General features: G+C 45.5%; 15 protein-coding genes. 10 read left to right on the top strand and 5 right to left on the bottom strand.

Annotation, left to right across the window (positions count from 1 at the left end):
* Nucleotides 1–44 precede the first annotated feature (44 nt).
* Nucleotides 45–536 carry a hypothetical protein gene (locus tag HW988_RS17660; RefSeq protein WP_181605451.1) on the top strand — a complete coding sequence of 164 codons (492 nt, stop codon included), beginning with the start codon at nt 45–47 and terminating at the stop codon, nt 534–536.
* A 36-nt stretch (nt 537–572) separates the two neighbouring features.
* Here HW988_RS17660 and HW988_RS17655 read toward each other — a convergent pair whose 3' ends face one another.
* The 3 genes from HW988_RS17655 to HW988_RS17645 all read right to left on the bottom strand — a co-directional run bounded on the left by HW988_RS17655 (nt 573) and on the right by HW988_RS17645 (nt 2,325).
* Nucleotides 573–1,220, bottom strand: coding sequence for a L,D-transpeptidase (locus HW988_RS17655; protein ID WP_142701764.1), 648 nt, complete (start codon nt 1,218–1,220; stop codon nt 573–575).
* 79 nt (nt 1,221–1,299) lie between these two features.
* The gene (locus HW988_RS17650; protein ID WP_142701763.1) at nt 1,300–1,656 is read right to left on the bottom strand and encodes a hypothetical protein; all 357 of its coding nucleotides are present in this window, start codon (nt 1,654–1,656) and stop codon (nt 1,300–1,302) included.
* Between the two features lie 174 nt (nt 1,657–1,830).
* On the bottom strand, nt 1,831–2,325 hold the full coding sequence (locus HW988_RS17645) for a hypothetical protein (protein ID WP_181605450.1): 495 nt from the start codon (nt 2,323–2,325) through the stop codon (nt 1,831–1,833).
* 187 nt (nt 2,326–2,512) lie between these two features.
* Here HW988_RS17645 and HW988_RS17640 point away from each other — a divergent pair, with 187 nt between their 5' ends.
* Both HW988_RS17640 and HW988_RS17635 read left to right on the top strand, forming a co-directional pair.
* Nucleotides 2,513–3,283 carry a DUF4423 domain-containing protein gene (locus HW988_RS17640; RefSeq protein WP_181605449.1) on the top strand — a complete coding sequence of 257 codons (771 nt, stop codon included), beginning with the start codon at nt 2,513–2,515 and terminating at the stop codon, nt 3,281–3,283.
* The gene (locus tag HW988_RS17635; RefSeq protein ID WP_181605448.1) at nt 3,276–4,343 is read left to right on the top strand and encodes a hypothetical protein; all 1,068 of its coding nucleotides are present in this window, start codon (nt 3,276–3,278) and stop codon (nt 4,341–4,343) included. The genes HW988_RS17640 and HW988_RS17635 overlap by 8 nt, the downstream gene beginning before the upstream one ends.
* Nucleotides 4,344–4,402: 59 nt before the next feature.
* Here HW988_RS17635 and HW988_RS17630 read toward each other — a convergent pair whose 3' ends face one another.
* Nucleotides 4,403–5,995, bottom strand: a complete 1,593-nt coding sequence (locus HW988_RS17630; protein WP_181605447.1) for an ABC-F family ATP-binding cassette domain-containing protein — start codon at nt 5,993–5,995, stop codon at nt 4,403–4,405.
* A gap of 87 nt (nt 5,996–6,082) precedes the next feature.
* Complete coding sequence (locus tag HW988_RS19215) at nt 6,083–7,123, bottom strand: hypothetical protein (protein ID WP_181605446.1); 1,041 nt, start codon at nt 7,121–7,123, stop codon at nt 6,083–6,085.
* Between the two features lie 163 nt (nt 7,124–7,286).
* On the opposite strand from HW988_RS19215, the gene HW988_RS17620 reads away from it, so the two are divergent.
* The 7 genes from HW988_RS17620 to trpS all read left to right on the top strand — a co-directional run bounded on the left by HW988_RS17620 (nt 7,287) and on the right by trpS (nt 14,491).
* Entirely contained in the window at nt 7,287–8,045 is a 759-nt protein-coding gene (locus HW988_RS17620) for a hypothetical protein (protein ID WP_181605445.1), read from the top strand.
* A gap of 130 nt (nt 8,046–8,175) precedes the next feature.
* Entirely contained in the window at nt 8,176–8,964 is a 789-nt protein-coding gene (locus HW988_RS17615; protein ID WP_255490106.1) for a cyclic nucleotide-binding domain-containing protein, read from the top strand.
* Between the two features lie 87 nt (nt 8,965–9,051).
* Entirely contained in the window at nt 9,052–9,423 is a 372-nt protein-coding gene (locus HW988_RS17610) for a VOC family protein (protein WP_255490105.1), read from the top strand.
* Between the two features lie 11 nt (nt 9,424–9,434).
* The gene (locus HW988_RS17605) at nt 9,435–10,385 is read left to right on the top strand and encodes an aldo/keto reductase (protein WP_181605443.1); all 951 of its coding nucleotides are present in this window, start codon (nt 9,435–9,437) and stop codon (nt 10,383–10,385) included.
* A gap of 106 nt (nt 10,386–10,491) precedes the next feature.
* Nucleotides 10,492–12,066, top strand: coding sequence for an ATP-dependent DNA helicase RecQ (locus HW988_RS17600; protein ID WP_181605442.1), 1,575 nt, complete (start codon nt 10,492–10,494; stop codon nt 12,064–12,066).
* A gap of 30 nt (nt 12,067–12,096) precedes the next feature.
* Nucleotides 12,097–13,485: an NAD(P)H-binding protein gene (locus HW988_RS17595; RefSeq protein WP_181605441.1), complete on the top strand. Its 1,389-nt coding sequence runs from the start codon at nt 12,097–12,099 to the stop codon at nt 13,483–13,485.
* Between the two features lie 10 nt (nt 13,486–13,495).
* Nucleotides 13,496–14,491, top strand: coding sequence for a tryptophan--tRNA ligase (gene trpS / locus HW988_RS17590; RefSeq protein WP_181605440.1), 996 nt, complete (start codon nt 13,496–13,498; stop codon nt 14,489–14,491).
* The last annotated feature ends 26 nt before the right edge of the window (nt 14,492–14,517 follow it).

Raw genomic sequence — 14,517 nt, 5'->3', positions numbered from 1 at the left:
TCGAAACGGTGTGTCATGTAATTTCTGGTCAAGGAATTATCAATATGGAAAATACGAACTGTTGTGTCTGCCAAAAACCTAAAGCCAATTTGGAATGTGGTATATGCCATGAGCACGTTTGTAAAAAATGTGCTCAATTCGTCGATGAAGGAACGTTCTCTTTTTATAAAGTGATTCCAGCTCCGCTTAATAAGTCCGTTTTCTGTGGCCCCTGTTATGATCGCGAAATTGCCCCGGCACTTGAGGACTATGAGCAGAAGATGAAAAAAGCCAAAGGCATTAGCATCTTCATGAAGGAAGATTCCAAACTCACGCAGATGTTCAGCCGTAAAGAAAATGCGATTGAAATCAAAGAGTGTGATGACCGTGAAGAGTTGGTGATGCGTCTGGCATTCTTGACTGTGATTGCGGGATTCAATGCTTTGGTTGATGTGGAAATTAAATCAGAAAAAATCAGACCCGGCGGGAAATATCAATATACGAAGTGGAGTGGGAAAGGTATTCCCACTCTGGTCACTTCGAGTAGATTTCTTTAAGCTACTCCGGTGGAGCCGGAGTGTGGATTCACCATTTTACTGTACCGTGATCCAAACCCTACTGATTCCGTAAGATCTTACCAGGCGGTTGAAGGTGTATCCATTATCAGGGTGCATGCGTATACAACCATGCGACGCTGGAGTTCCCAGTTTCGGCCAATTACCTCGTGGAGTTCCATGGAGGGCGTAACCTCCAGTGATAAAGACAGCATAAGGCATGTTGCCTAAGCCATTATAGTCTCCCTCTGGATATTTCGTAGAAGTATATCGGTCATAGATACGACCATCGGGATGTCGATCAAAATTAGGTGTGCCATAACCTTTCATGCCAGTGGAAACCGCCCAGGAGCCGCGTAAACTTCCGTTCACATACAAGTACATGCGCTGAGAACTTTTTACCACCTGAGCCCAGACGGAGCATGCATTGCGGCTGCAACCACCGAAAGGTCCAAGGATGTCATCCATCAATGTATTGATGTGAGCAGGCTTGCCGGTTTCTTGTTCATAGATTTTATCGTACTGATCAAGGATCTGCTCTACATTGGGATCGAAGGGGTCGATATGTTCGAGCATGTTAGGAATGCGGTCATCGTCAATGTATGTGGAAACTTCAGCCTTCGCATAATTCCCCACGAGCAGCATAAGCGAAAGGCTGAAACATGTTACGTGATGGCTTGTTTTCATGTCACACCTCAATTTGTGAGTGGTTGAACTTGCACTCAGTGTACTCTTGGGTACAAAAAATTGAGGTGGACCTGGGCCTTTACGGGACTTCTGTTACGGCTGGAACTACTAAAGTTTCATTCTGCACATTGCGCATGATCACCTCAAATTGGTGTTTCAACAAATCGCTGTCTGAAATTGTGTGGCAGAACAAGAATGTCAAATGAAGGCGTTCCTTGTCGCTAAGTTTGAATAGATCCCACAAACGCGGAAGCGTATCCATCGAGAAGTGTCTTTTCTTGTCAAACACAAGCTTCACGAAAGTTTTCGATACGTGAAGACGGTCAGCACAAAATTGCAAAGAGAACGAGTATTTCTTAGTTTTCTCGGCAACAAATTTTTCTTTTAAAAAATCTCGGTAATCAGGATAACTACCGATGTGAATTGGTTGAATCATACTTAACTCTTTTTGTTTGATTGGGCTGGGAAGGGCGAATGCCTCTCCGGATAGTTCTTGGAACATTGAAAATACCTCTTCGGTTAATCAAAAATAATAATTTCACGGGAAAGAAAAACCGGGGCGTTTAATTTCCCCGGTTTGATGGATTCGCGCTCCCAATTCATCAGTGAATTAGTTACGGTCTTGATCTAGAGCGATTTCCATTCTGTTCACGCCAAGATTTACGCCGAAACCTTTTGCGAACTGGAAGGAAACTTTAAGAGCGATTGTTGGAAGGTCGATACGAGTCGCAGTGATCAAACCAACGCCACCAAGGATTGCGCCTTGAGCTTGAGCTACATAGTATGTGCCAAGGATTGATTCTGGGTTAGAATCGAAAAGAGCGATTTCAGCCGCTTGACCAGTCAATTCCATTTTACCCAATGCGATTTGTGGAGAGAAAGGCTTAGCTTTCATAGTAACAGTTACAGGGTACTCTGCAGTTTGACCTGTTGGAGACATGCAAGCCAAAGTCCCTTTACCATTGTATTCATAGTTGCCAAGGATAACTTTAACGCCCGATGCAGTACCTTTGAAGTTCAAGTTACAAGCCCAAGCTGGAGCTGTGTAAGCGTGAGCTTGAGAAACACCTAAAACCATTGCGATAGCCAAGAATACTTTTTTCATTTTAATCCTCCTTAGGATTGTTTTTGTTATTCGTTAACTTTTCCGCCGCTGCGGTATGGAGCAAGAGATAATCGAGGTGTTTAGGGCTGTCTAGACCCCCATCGGGACATTGTGTCCCGACTTTTAAAAACGGGACAAAGTGTCCCGAATGCTTGCGTTATTAGAGTTTTGTGTCTATATAAGTTCCATGGAAATCACTGTAAAAAAGTTATTAATGCAGGAGCTCGCCAAGCGCCAAACGCGCAATCCCTCCTATTCATTGCGTGCGTTTGCGCGGGATTTGGATATTGGTTCCACAACACTGTCTGATGTGATGGGTGATAGAAGATCTCTCTCTAAAACAAACTTAGAGAAAGTCATGGAGCGTTTATTGGTTTCCCCCTTGGAGAAAGAAATCCTGTGGGCGGAGTACAGACAGGGATCAAAGAAAGTCGAAATCGACGATCGTCTTCTTATGGAGGAAGATACGTTCCGATTGATGTCGGATTGGTACTATGTTGCGATTTTGAATCTTGCAAAGCTTCCCGATAACAAAGCGAATCCTCGATGGATTGCAAAGCGGTTAGGGATAAAAGAGTCTGAGGCGGAACATGCGCTAGAGCGTTTACTCAGGCTGGAACTCCTTAAAAAGAGTCGTAACCGCATGGTGCGAACAGCGAAACCAATCTTTATTAATAGAGATGTGCCGTCAGCTGCAATACGTAAGCACCATACTCAAAATTTACATTTAGCAGAGTATTCACTCCATAATGATCCCGTCGAACGCCGACAGTTTTATTCGATCACAACGGCAGTGAATCCTGAAAAACTTCCTCTAGTTAACGACGTGATTTTAAAGACTCGTAAAAAGATCGAGGATCTGCTAGAAGATGGCCCGTTATCTGAGGTATATACGTTTTCGTTTCAATTGTTTCCGCTCACGAAAGTGGACGGCAGCATGGAGGATCAGAGTGAGTAACCTAAAGAATTCAGTTTTTAAAATCCGCTCTTTGGTGATGATGGCGATCACGATGTCGACAGTTGCAGCGAATGCGCTTGTTGGTGGTGACTTTATCGGTAACGGTGGTGGTATCGCTGAAAAGAACGTTCTTTATGCTTATGAACGTTTAGAACAATACATTGAAGTCTGCCTGACTTCCGATGCTTGTAAGCTTGATTCTCGTCAGCGCCAAATTATTAGCCTCATTGCGAAAGGTCTTCCTCAGGAAGTCAGAAGCCGCATGCTTTACTTCGGATCTGAACAAAAGACTCCAGGTTTCTTTGTTATTGATGGTTTGGTTCGGGTAGCAAAAACGGGAAGCTCTCCAGGTACACCGATCTATATCAACTCCGATCTTCTTTATAGCAAAGCACCGACAGGTGAATACACAGCGGTTTCAATTCCAGAAGCTGTTGCAATCCTGGTTCATGAGTTCGGTCATCACTATGGTGGCTACTCTCATGAAGAGTTGGATTTGTTGGGCGTGCGTGTTTCGATGCTTGTTCAATCTAAGTTGTCAGTAACTCCGCTTTTGCCTTGGAGTAATGATTTCTCGGCGATGGTATTTACGAAAGACGTATATACGGCGACACCGGACGTGATCTTGAACGTGGGTGAGGATTTGATTGATATCTCTAGAGAGATTGAAAACGAAGCTATGTGCTATCGTTTCTCGATCCCGGTTCCTATTTTGCCGATTCCTGATTTGGATCTAGTTAGTAAGAAGCCGGCAGGATCTGTACTTTACAATCTTCACTGGGATAAGTTTGACGAGAGCAATACGAAAATGAAAGTGAAGCTTATCGGAAATATCTCGAATTCTTGCTTGTTCAAAACAAACATCCTGCTTCGTAGCAACGAATATAAGATGTCTATCAGCTTCACGGCGACGAAATTGAACAACAAGTGGAAGTATGATGCGAGTTCCTTGGTGGTCGAGCAGTACCGTGATCCTTGGTATAAAGTGATTCGCCTTCCGTTCCAGCCCATGTCCTGGGGTGAGATGGGCTTTGAGCCCATGGTCAAATTAGATAGATAGATTAAAAAGAAAAGGCCGGGAAAACCCGGCCTTTTTTATTTTTAAATGTGATGGCAGTTTTAGTGCTTTTTAGTCGCCTGAACATAGCCTTCGTAATCAATGTGATTATCGTAAGTTACCGTCTCGTTGATTTCGATGATTCTGTTTGCAACAGTTTGCAAAAGCTCGTGATCATGACAGGTGAAGATCACGGTGCCTTTAAAACGCTGCAGGCCTTCATTTACGGCGGTGATGCTCTCAAGGTCCAAGTGATTGGTTGGACCGTCAAGGATCAGGATATTGGAGCCTTCCAGCATCAATTTCGAGAACATGCAGCGAACTTTCTCGCCCCCGGAAAGAACTGTGGGTTGTTTTAAGGCATCAGAACCCGAGAACAACATCTTGCCCAAGAATCCACGTAGGAAGCTTTCGTCTTTGTCTTCAGAGAACTCGCGAAGCCATTCAACCAGAGAAGCCTCGTTGCCTTGGAAGTACTTGGAGTTGTCCGTAGGGAAGTAACCACGAGTCGTCGTTATACCCCACGTGTAAGTGCCTGAATCCGCCTGCATTTGGCCGGCGATGATTTCCATAAGTAAGGTCTTAGCTAAGTCATTGCGACCCATCAAAGCGACTTTATCGCCTTTTTTAAGGGTGAAGCTAACGTTTTTAAGAACAGTTTCGCCTTCCCAAGTCTTAGTGATGTTATCTACCACTAAAACGTCGTTACCCAATTCACGTTTTACGTCGAAACCGATAAATGGCGATTTACGGGAGGAAGCTGGCAAGTCATTGAACTCAAGCTTTTCCAGTTGTTTCTGACGTGAAGAAGCCTGCGCTGATTTGGAAGCGTTCGCGCTGAAACGCGCGATGAAAGCCTTAAGTTCGTCGGCTTTATCAGCACTTTTCTTGTTCTGATCAGAAAGCATGCGCTGTTTTAGCTCGCTCGCTTGGCGCCAGAAATCATAGTTGCCAGTAAAGGTCGTTACTTTGCCATAGTCGATATCCGCAATGTGCGAACAAACTTTATTCAAGAAGTGACGGTCATGCGAGATTACGATGACAGTGTTGTCGAAGTTTAAAAGAAAATCCTCGAGCCAATTGATCGCATAGATGTCCAAGTGATTCGTCGGCTCATCCAGAAGAAGAATGTCAGGGCGGCCAAAGAGAGCCTGCGCCAAAAGGACTTTTACTTTCTCGCCTGGATTTAGTTCCTTCATTAGCTTGTTATGAAGTTCGTCGCCAATTCCAAGACCCGCCAGCATCACGCCGGCTTCGGATTCAGCCTCCCAGCCGTTAAGCTCGGCAAAAACTGTTTCAAGTTCAGAGGCGCGGTGGCCGTCTTCTTCAGAAAAATCTGGCTTTGCGTAAAGCGCGTCTTTTTCAGTCATGACTTTGTAAAGCTTCTCGTTGCCCATTAGTACGGTTTTAAGAACTTCGTACTCGTCGTATGCGTAGTGATCCTGTTTTAGGATCGACAGACGTAGGTTGCCCGGGATGATGACTTCGCCTGTGTTAGGCTCGATCTCTTTGGAAAGAATCTTTAAAAATGTGGATTTACCGGCGCCATTGGCCCCGATCAGGCCGTAACAGTTGCCTGGAGTGAATTTCACATTTACGTCTTCAAAAAGCTTTTTGCCACCGAAACGGAGGCTGATATTGGATGTGCTGATCATAGGGAACGGTTCTACGCAATAACCTCTCCAATAGCAAGACGGCAGTCGAAACTGCCGCCTGTTATGCCTGTTTTTTCATAGAGGAAACTATTTGCGGGAGGCGAATTTCCCTTTATTGCGGTAGTACTGAGCCCATTGCTGCCAAATTTGCGATTTGGAAGGCTGAGTAACTACTGGAGAAGGCGATGGTTTAGGAGCAGTCACTACTGGGGATGGTGATGGTTTTGGCTGAGTTACTACCGGCGACGGTGCCGGAGTCGGCTGAGTCACAACTGGTGATGGAGCCGGTGAAGGTTGAGTAACCACTGGAGATGGCGCAGGAGATGGTTGGGTTACAACCGGCTCGGAAGCTCCTGCCGTTGTTTTCAAACCGTAAAAGTATTCAGCCAAGTCTACTTCACCTTGAGTGTAGTAGTTTTTATCCAAAATGCGGGCATCAGCACCGATATGGGATGGCAAAGACAAAGTCGCACCCGAGAAACTGGAATCGTCAGCCAATTTCAAAAGCTGAGAAGACCATTTTTCATCATTCGGGTCATAAATTGAAACTGAAGAAGCAGACGCTCCTTGCACAGCGACGGAGTGACCGTACTGACGAGTGAAGCTGCAAGTCTGACGACCGCTGGCCATCGCAGAACATTTAGGAATATAAGATGCAAAAAGAATCGAACCCAAGCTTCCACCCTGCATTTCTGCAAGAAGATTTGCTGGTGTCAGAGATTTTTGTGAGTTTTGGAAACTGAAGCCGCTTGCGCCGCCTGAGAAACCTTGGGCAATTTTTGTGAACGTTTTATTAGCATCATTTACATAGGTCCCGTTGGCAGAGGTCGTTTTCATATCAATACCGAGCATAACAACTGCACCGTAGGAACCTTGTTGGTAAAGGCTTTCCGTGAAGCTTCCTGCGACGATATCTTTTTTGGAATTAAAGATCGATTCCATCACCATAGTAGATGACGTTGGCAAACAAGCCATTGATCCGAACTTAGCTTTTACTGATGATTCCATTTGATCTAAGAGTGGCATGTCTTCAGCTTTACATTCAGTTGAAGAACAAGTGATCCCTGCGTTGGCAATATTGTATGTGAGAACGGTCGCTGCAAATAAAGCAGTTGCTGTAAATTTCATTGGCCCCCCAATGGCAGATACTCAAAGCAAATAAAGGACCATGGGGTCATTTTAGGTTTAAACGAATTAAATGAAGTTCAGCTGTCCAAACCTTAGCAGGTGACTAAAGCATGGACTTTGTTTCCAGTTGCAATTTCTTAGGGCACACGGGGATAATCTAATAATGAAGCAAACTTTCGTGGTTTTAGCCACTGTAGCCCTTATCGCCGTTCTATTTTTCAGTCGTCAGAAGGAACAAAACGTCGATCATTCAGCCGATCCACAACCACCACCGCAGGCCGTGGTTGATGGAACGACTCAGAAAGCTCCAAACCGTAATGTTGCGTCGGCATCGGCTCCTTTAGCGACAGTGGCTAAGGTCACTGCTGTTCCCGTAGAAACGAAAGAACGCGCGCTCTTGGTTGATCTTATTAAGACAACTCGTGCAGCAGAAAATAAATCTGACCTACGCGTGAGAGTCCGAGAGCTTCGTGCCAAATTCAACGCTCTTCCAAATAAGAAACAGGTGCTGTGGGATTACTATAGAGATTTGCAAGGCGCCAACTCCGCTCACTTTGAGAGAGTCGAAGCCTTGGATATGTTAAATGGCCGTGGCGGAGATAAGCAGTTGGCCGAGGTGGCATTGGCAGAATCCTTGGATTATGCGCCAGCAGCGACTGTGACTATGGACAATGCTCGTACTGAGCAAGAGCGAAACATCGCTTCGACAACGGATCAAAGTTATATCCCGGTTATCGTGGCTTATGAAATTTATCTGAATAATTGTGGTAGCTATGCGGGCTGCCAGCAGGGGCTATTAACGGTGATCGCCAATAACCCTAATCACAATATGAGAGCGTCGCTGATCGAGGCGGTGAACAAACGCTTCCCTCAGTCCAAACAAGAGTTCGCTGCGGATCTCGCAAGATATCAACTGAACTAACATAATCCCAGATCGACACATACAAAACGAATCAACCTGAGAAAATGTAGGTAACTTTTAGACAGAATGTTGAGAGTTAGACAGTTAGGGTTGATAATATAAGTATCTGGCACGTCTGTGGGTCCTAGGAATGGGACTGAAAATTATGGAAGGTTTTTGTATGAGCCGCAGCCAGGATAAAAACAGCTTTTTGATTGTTAGTGGTGATCCCACGCGAATCACCGCGATTTCAGATATACTCAACAAACATTTCACCAATTGCTCTGTGTTTCACGGCAGCGACTGGTTTGATACCAAATACAAAATCGACAACGTCCGACCTAAAATCATGTTCGTCGACGAGTATCTTCCTAAGGGTTCAGGCTACGATATTGTCGCCAAAGTACTTAAAGAAAAAAATAATAACGGCATCTTCTTAGTGATGATGTCTTACGTTCCCGATCACGATATGTTTCCACATGAAGTGCAATCCGGACGATTATCATTCCTGTCAGAGCCAAATAGAGAATGGGCTTTGTTGGAAGTTGTCTCTAAAATCGTTGCTCCCAAGCCAGTAAAGGATGGCTCCCAGTACAAGCTTCGCAGTTTGACTGTGGGGGAGACTTTGTTCAAGGAAGGCGACGACACGGAAGTTGTCTATATCGTTAAACACGGAACCTTGAATGCATTTTCTGAAGCAACGACAGGTGACCGAGTTCGCCTTGGGGAAATCGGACCCGGTGAATTCGTGGGAGAGATGGGGCATTTCAATCACGAACCTCGCTCCGCCACCGTGGAAGCCGTCACTGAGGTAGAGTTAATTGAAATCCCTATGTCAGCTCTCGAGAGTGTGATTTTCTCCAAACCCGCCTGGGCTAAGGCCCTTGTGAAAACGCTCGCGCTTCGCCTGAAAAGAGCCAATAAAGCTTTGACGGGCTAACCACGAAACAGTGTGCAATGTCATATTGACGGAAACCTCCACGGATTCTGATTCTTAAGAACAGATTCAAGATGGAGGTTTTTTATTATGGCATCCAATATGTTTAATTGGGTTGAGCTGGCTGCAAATGATATTTCACGCGCAATGACTTTCTATGAAAAGTCATTTGATCTAAAATTCAAAATGGAAGAAATGGGACCGCTGAAGCTTGCGTTTTTTCCTTCAGGAAATATGAAAGAATACGGCGCCTCGGGTGCTCTGGTTAAGGGACCGGGATATAAACCTTCGCACGAAGGAACTCTGCCCTATATTCCCGTGCCGGATATTGAAGCTGCACTAAAAAAAGTAAGCGATAATGGCGGCAAGATTCTTTCAGGGAAAAAATCAATCGGTCAATACGGTAACATCGGAATTTTTGAAGACACCGAAGGGAACCGTGTAGGTCTTCATTCAATGTAGGAGTCATCAGCATGAATAAACGTCAGCTTGGAAAAACCGGAATTGAAGTAGCTCCGTTGTGCTTTGGAGGAAATGTTTTTGGTTGGACGATCGATCAAAAAACTTCTTTCCAATTGTTGGACGGATTTGTTGAGTCGGGGTTCAATTTTGTCGATACCGCTGACGTTTACTCGCGCTGGGTCCCTGGGAATAAAGGTGGGGAATCAGAAACCATTATTGGCAACTGGATGAAGGAGCGCAAGATTCGCGATAAAGTCGTCATTGCCACGAAAGTGGGAATGGAGCTTGCTCCCGAAAAAAAAGGCTTGAAAGCCGCATATATCAAACAAGCCGTGGAAGATTCTTTAAAGCGTTTGCAGACAGACTATATCGATCTGTATCAATCCCACACGGATGATATGGAAACTCCCATCGAGGAAACCCTGGCAGCATTCGATGCCTTAGTGAAAGAGGGGAAAGTTCGTGCCATCGGTGCTTCGAACTTTAGCGCAAAACGGCTCAAAGAAAGTCTGCACATTTCGGAACAACAAGACTTTGTGTCGTACGTGACCTTGCAACCTAAATACAATCTGCATGATCGGGAATCTTTTGAAAAAGAACTTGAGCCACTTTGTCTTAATAAAGAGGTGGGTGTTATTCCCTATTATTCTTTGGCGAGCGGATTTTTGACGGGCAAGTACCGCTCTAAAGACGATGTAAAACAAAGTGCACGGGGAGAAAAGGCCACCAGCTATCTAGATCAGCGTGGGCTCAAAATTTTGGGCGCCTTGGATGATATTTCCTTGGATCACCAGGTGAAACCCGCGAGTATCGCACTGGCCTGGTTGATGCAAAGACCAAGTATCACCGCTCCGATTGCGAGCGCGACCTCACTTGAGCAATTGAAAGACTTAACTAAGGCCGCTCAGATAAAATTGGCGACGGTGGAAGTCGAAAAGCTGGATTTTGAGAGTCGCTATTGATCCTGTCCGAGATTCCTTCAGGGATCTGCTTCTGCAAGGGAAATAATCCATTTTAACGCAGGAATCTTGGTTGCAAAGAAGGGCTGTTTTCAAGGAAAGTAGCCCTATGCTTCAGGACCCTGTTTCCCCCGTACAAACTATCGATCAAAACCGTTTGGAACAAACGCTGCAAACCTCGTTTGGTCTTTCGCAGTTTCGTATCGGGCAAAAGGAAATCATCACCGGCATTCTTTCTGGGAAAGATGTGCTCGCAGTTTTGCCGACGGGCGGTGGTAAGTCCCTGTGCTTTCAATTTCCAGCAGTATATGCAAACAAGCTGGTAATCGTTATTTCTCCGTTGATCGCTTTGATGAAAGATCAAGTTATGTCCCTGCAAAGAAAAGGCATCCCGGCGGGTTGTTTGTATGCGGGACAAACGGATGCAGAGAAGCGTCAGATTTTTCAGGACATCGAAAAAGGCGGAACGTATTTACTTTATCTATCTCCTGAACGTGTTCAAAAAGAAGGCTTTCAGCGTTGGATTCAAAATCGCGCCATCGCTTTGTTTGCGATTGATGAAGCTCACTGTGTATCGCAGTGGGGTCACGATTTCCGTGAAGAGTACAGTCAGCTTGAAATCTTAAAAAGATTACGTCCCGATATTCCGGTATTGGCATTGACCGCTTCCGCGACACCAACGGTTCTTGCGGATATCTCGATTAATTTAAAACTAAAAAGCCCTGAACGTCGTGTTCACGGATTCTATCGTTCTAATCTTTACTACCAAGTCGAATTCTGCGCGGACGAGGAGGCAAAGGCTGCTTTATTGATGCAATCAATTCAGCAAACCCCTGAAGGCCGCATCATAATTTACTGCGGAACTCGTAAGGTGACGGAAGAACTTGCCGGACAATTGCAACGTCGTTTGGATAAAGTTGGCTATTACCACGCGGGTCTTTCCACCGCGGAACGTACAGAAACACAAGAGTCCTATGAGCGTGGGGACTTAAGAATTCTGGTTGCCACCAATGCTTTTGGTATGGGAATCGATCAGCCCGACGTGCGCCTGGTGGTGCACTATCAAATGCCTGCGACGATTGATTCTTTATATCAAGAGATGGGTCGTGCGGGCCGTGATGGTTTGGATTCAACCTGTTTGATGCTTTATTCGAAAAAAGATAAAGGTCTGCAAACTTATTTCATCACAAGTTCTGAAGCACCCAAGGAAATCAAAAATTCTCGCTGGAGAAATTTGGATGCCTTGGTCAATTACGCTGAAGGCGGTGAATGCCGTCATGCCGAAATTCTTACTTACTACAAAGACGCCCAACGGATCGAACGTTGTGGTCACTGTGATACATGTCTACCGCAATCCGAGCGCAAGGTCGTAAGACCAGTGGCAGCCCTGAAAGCTCCTGCAAAAACCAAAACCCGTTCAAAAGTGTCAAAGACCACAGTCGACATGGATGGGGTGGTATTTGATGAGGCACAAGAGGCACGCTTCCAACTTTTAAAAAAATGGCGCAAAGAAAAGGCCAAAGAGCTCGATGTCCCTGCGTTCGTTGTCTTTGGCGATTTGACACTGAAGCATTTAGCAGTCCAAAACCCACAAAGTCTGGATGAACTTAAAAATGTCCATGGCATCGGCGAGGCAAAGCTGGCAAAATTTGGTTGGGACATTATGGCGGAGCTGGGTCAGTAATATTTCCGTCAAAATCTTCCGGAGGCATTCATGCGAGTTGCTATTGCCGGAGCCAGTGGATTCATTGGCAAAGCTCTGGTTGCACATTTAAAGGGAACATATTCGATCGTGGGCTTAAGCCGCTCACAGCACTCGCATTCTGAAGAGCATTCTTCCTGCGAGTGGCGTAATTGCGACCTTTTTAGTCTGCTGGATGCGGAAAAGGCATTAGACGGTGCGGAAATTGCGGTTTATCTGGTGCACTCGATGCAACCATCAGCTCATTTATCGCAAGGATCCTTTGAAGATTTCGATTTGATCGTCGCGGATAATTTTCTTAGAGCCGCTCAAAAGAACAAAGTTAAGAAAATCATATATGTCGGTGGCTTGGTTCCTGACGACAGTAAAAACTTGTCGGCACATCTGCAAAGTCGTCGCGAAGTGGAAAGTGTTTTTTTAAACAGCGATATTCCAACCACGATTCTTCGCGCGGCTTTGATCATTGGTTCTGATGGATCGTCCTTTCAGATCATGACTCGTCTGGTGCAAAGACTGCCCGTGATGGTTTGTCCTCAGTGGACTTCGACCGCGAGCCAACCGGTAGCTTTAGATGATGTGCTTAAAAGTATCCGCTTCTGCATGGAAAGCTCCGCAACCGATAATAAGATTTATGATTTAGGTGGTCCGGACATCTTAAGCTATAGTGAAATGATGTTAAGAGTTGCGGACCAAATGGGATTACGACGAGCTCTTTGGAAGGTTCCGTTTTTAACACCGCATTTGTCGGCTCTGTGGGTTCGCTTGGTTACGAGCGCTCCTAAAAACTTGATCAATCCCTTGATTGAAAGTTTGCGCAATCCCCTGTTGGTGCGTGCAGATCACCGTTTGGAAATTCCGGGTCATCATTTCATGGGAATCGACGAAGCCTTAAAGCTTGCCATTGAGAACTATTCGGGCGCGAGTAAGCCCCATGCTTTTCATGCCGCGCGGGATGCGAAACATGAAGTTCGCTCGGTGCAAAGACTGCCTTTGCCACCGGGTTGGACCGCCAGGGATGTGGCTCTGGAGTACATGGCCTATTTGCCGGTCATGCGGCCGCGGGTGATGAAAGTGGAAGTTAAAGACCGCTGGGTTTATTTCTGTAATCGCTTTCCTTACATTCGTCTTTTGGTTTTGGAGTATTCTCCGGATCGCAGCTGGGGACATCGCGAGCTTTTCTATGTTCGTGGCGGGCTTTTTTCTAAAAAGAGCGGCCGTGGGCGCCTTGAATTTCGTGAAGTTTTGGGTGGGACCGCGTGTCTGGCGGCGATCCATGATTTCAGGCCAAGACTACCCTGGTACTTTTATAAGGTGACGCAGGCCTATGTTCATCTGTGGGTGATGAATCAATTTGCACGGCATCTTGCACGTCCGCTTGTCCAGAAGCCTAAGTTAGGGTAAATATTTGGTCATGAAAAAGATCATTTTGACGGGCGATCGCCCCACAGGCCCTTTACATCTTGGACACTATGTTGGCTCTTTGCAAAATCGCGTGAAATTGCAATCCGAATACAATCAATACGTTTTAATCGCGGATGCGCAAGCATTGACGGATTACTATGAAAACCCAGAGCACGTTCGTAAGAATGTTGAGCAGGTTGCACTTGATTACCTGGCGGTGGGTATTGATCCCAAACAAAGCACGATCTTTATTCAATCACAAATTCCAGAGCTTTTTGAACTGACGTTCTATTTTATGAACTTGGTGACTGTTGCTCGCTTGGAAAGAAATCCCACATTGAAAGATGAAATCCGTCAAAAAAACATGAAGGATTCAATCCCTGCGGGTTTCTTTACGTACCCGGTTTCTCAAGCGGCAGACATCTTGGCTTTTAAAGCTGACTTGGTTCCAGTGGGTGAAGACCAACAGCCGATGATCGAGCAAACAAACGAGATCGCGCGCAGATTTAATCATCTGTATAAGACTGAAGTTTTCCACGATACAAAAGCAATGGTGGGTACAACGGGCCGCCTGACTGGTATCGATGGTAAAGCGAAAATGTCCAAGTCTTTGGGTAACGCGATTTACTTGGGTGATACTCCCAATGAACTAAAGAAAAAAGTAAATGCGATGTACACGGATCCAAATCACTTAAAAGTGGAAGATCCAGGCACAGTTGAAGGTCACGTTCCATTTATATTCCTTGATATTTTCGATCCAAACCAAGCAGAAGTCGAAGCTTTGAAAGAACACTACCGTCGTGGTGGTTTGGGTGATGGCGTTCTTAAAAAGCGTGTTCTGGAGATTTTAGAAGCCAAAATTGCTCCTATGCGCCAACGTCGCGAAGAGTATGCAAAAGACATGGGTTATGTGCGCGAAATCTTGCGTACTGGCACAGATGCCGCTCGCACTGTTGCAGCACAAACTCTTTCTGATGTTAAAAAGGCGATGGGTATTGTGTACTAAAGGGGACGACCTGCAAAGGAGCCCCT

Origin of the sequence: Bdellovibrio sp. KM01 (assembly GCF_013752535.1) — a bacterium.
Classification (GTDB): Bacteria; Bdellovibrionota; Bdellovibrionia; order Bdellovibrionales; family Bdellovibrionaceae; genus Bdellovibrio.
The sequence above is the reverse complement of the archived record's forward strand: the minus strand, read 5'-3'. Positions and strand labels throughout refer to the sequence as shown.

Excerpts from the sequence above, each read along its gene's own strand:
- HW988_RS17660 (WP_181605451.1), top strand. The coding sequence starts at position 45 with ATGGAAAATACGAACTGTTGTGTCTGCCAAAAACCTAAAGCCAATTTG.
- HW988_RS17650 (WP_142701763.1), bottom strand. The coding sequence starts at position 1,656 with ATGATTCAACCAATTCACATCGGTAGTTATCCTGATTACCGAGATTTT.
- trpS (WP_181605440.1), top strand. The coding sequence starts at position 13,496 with ATGAAAAAGATCATTTTGACGGGCGATCGCCCCACAGGCCCTTTACAT.
- HW988_RS17620 (WP_181605445.1), top strand. The coding sequence starts at position 7,287 with ATGAAGCAAACTTTCGTGGTTTTAGCCACTGTAGCCCTTATCGCCGTT.
- HW988_RS17605 (WP_181605443.1), top strand. The coding sequence starts at position 9,435 with ATGAATAAACGTCAGCTTGGAAAAACCGGAATTGAAGTAGCTCCGTTG.
- HW988_RS17595 (WP_181605441.1), top strand. The coding sequence starts at position 12,097 with ATGCGAGTTGCTATTGCCGGAGCCAGTGGATTCATTGGCAAAGCTCTG.
- HW988_RS17640 (WP_181605449.1), top strand. The coding sequence starts at position 2,513 with ATGGAAATCACTGTAAAAAAGTTATTAATGCAGGAGCTCGCCAAGCGC.
- HW988_RS17615 (WP_255490106.1), top strand. The coding sequence starts at position 8,176 with ATGGGACTGAAAATTATGGAAGGTTTTTGTATGAGCCGCAGCCAGGAT.
- HW988_RS17630 (WP_181605447.1), bottom strand. The coding sequence starts at position 5,995 with ATGATCAGCACATCCAATATCAGCCTCCGTTTCGGTGGCAAAAAGCTT.
- HW988_RS17645 (WP_181605450.1), bottom strand. The coding sequence starts at position 2,325 with ATGAAAAAAGTATTCTTGGCTATCGCAATGGTTTTAGGTGTTTCTCAA.
- HW988_RS17600 (WP_181605442.1), top strand. The coding sequence starts at position 10,492 with ATGCTTCAGGACCCTGTTTCCCCCGTACAAACTATCGATCAAAACCGT.
- HW988_RS17655 (WP_142701764.1), bottom strand. The coding sequence starts at position 1,220 with ATGAAAACAAGCCATCACGTAACATGTTTCAGCCTTTCGCTTATGCTG.
- HW988_RS19215 (WP_181605446.1), bottom strand. The coding sequence starts at position 7,123 with ATGAAATTTACAGCAACTGCTTTATTTGCAGCGACCGTTCTCACATAC.
- HW988_RS17610 (WP_255490105.1), top strand. The coding sequence starts at position 9,052 with ATGGCATCCAATATGTTTAATTGGGTTGAGCTGGCTGCAAATGATATT.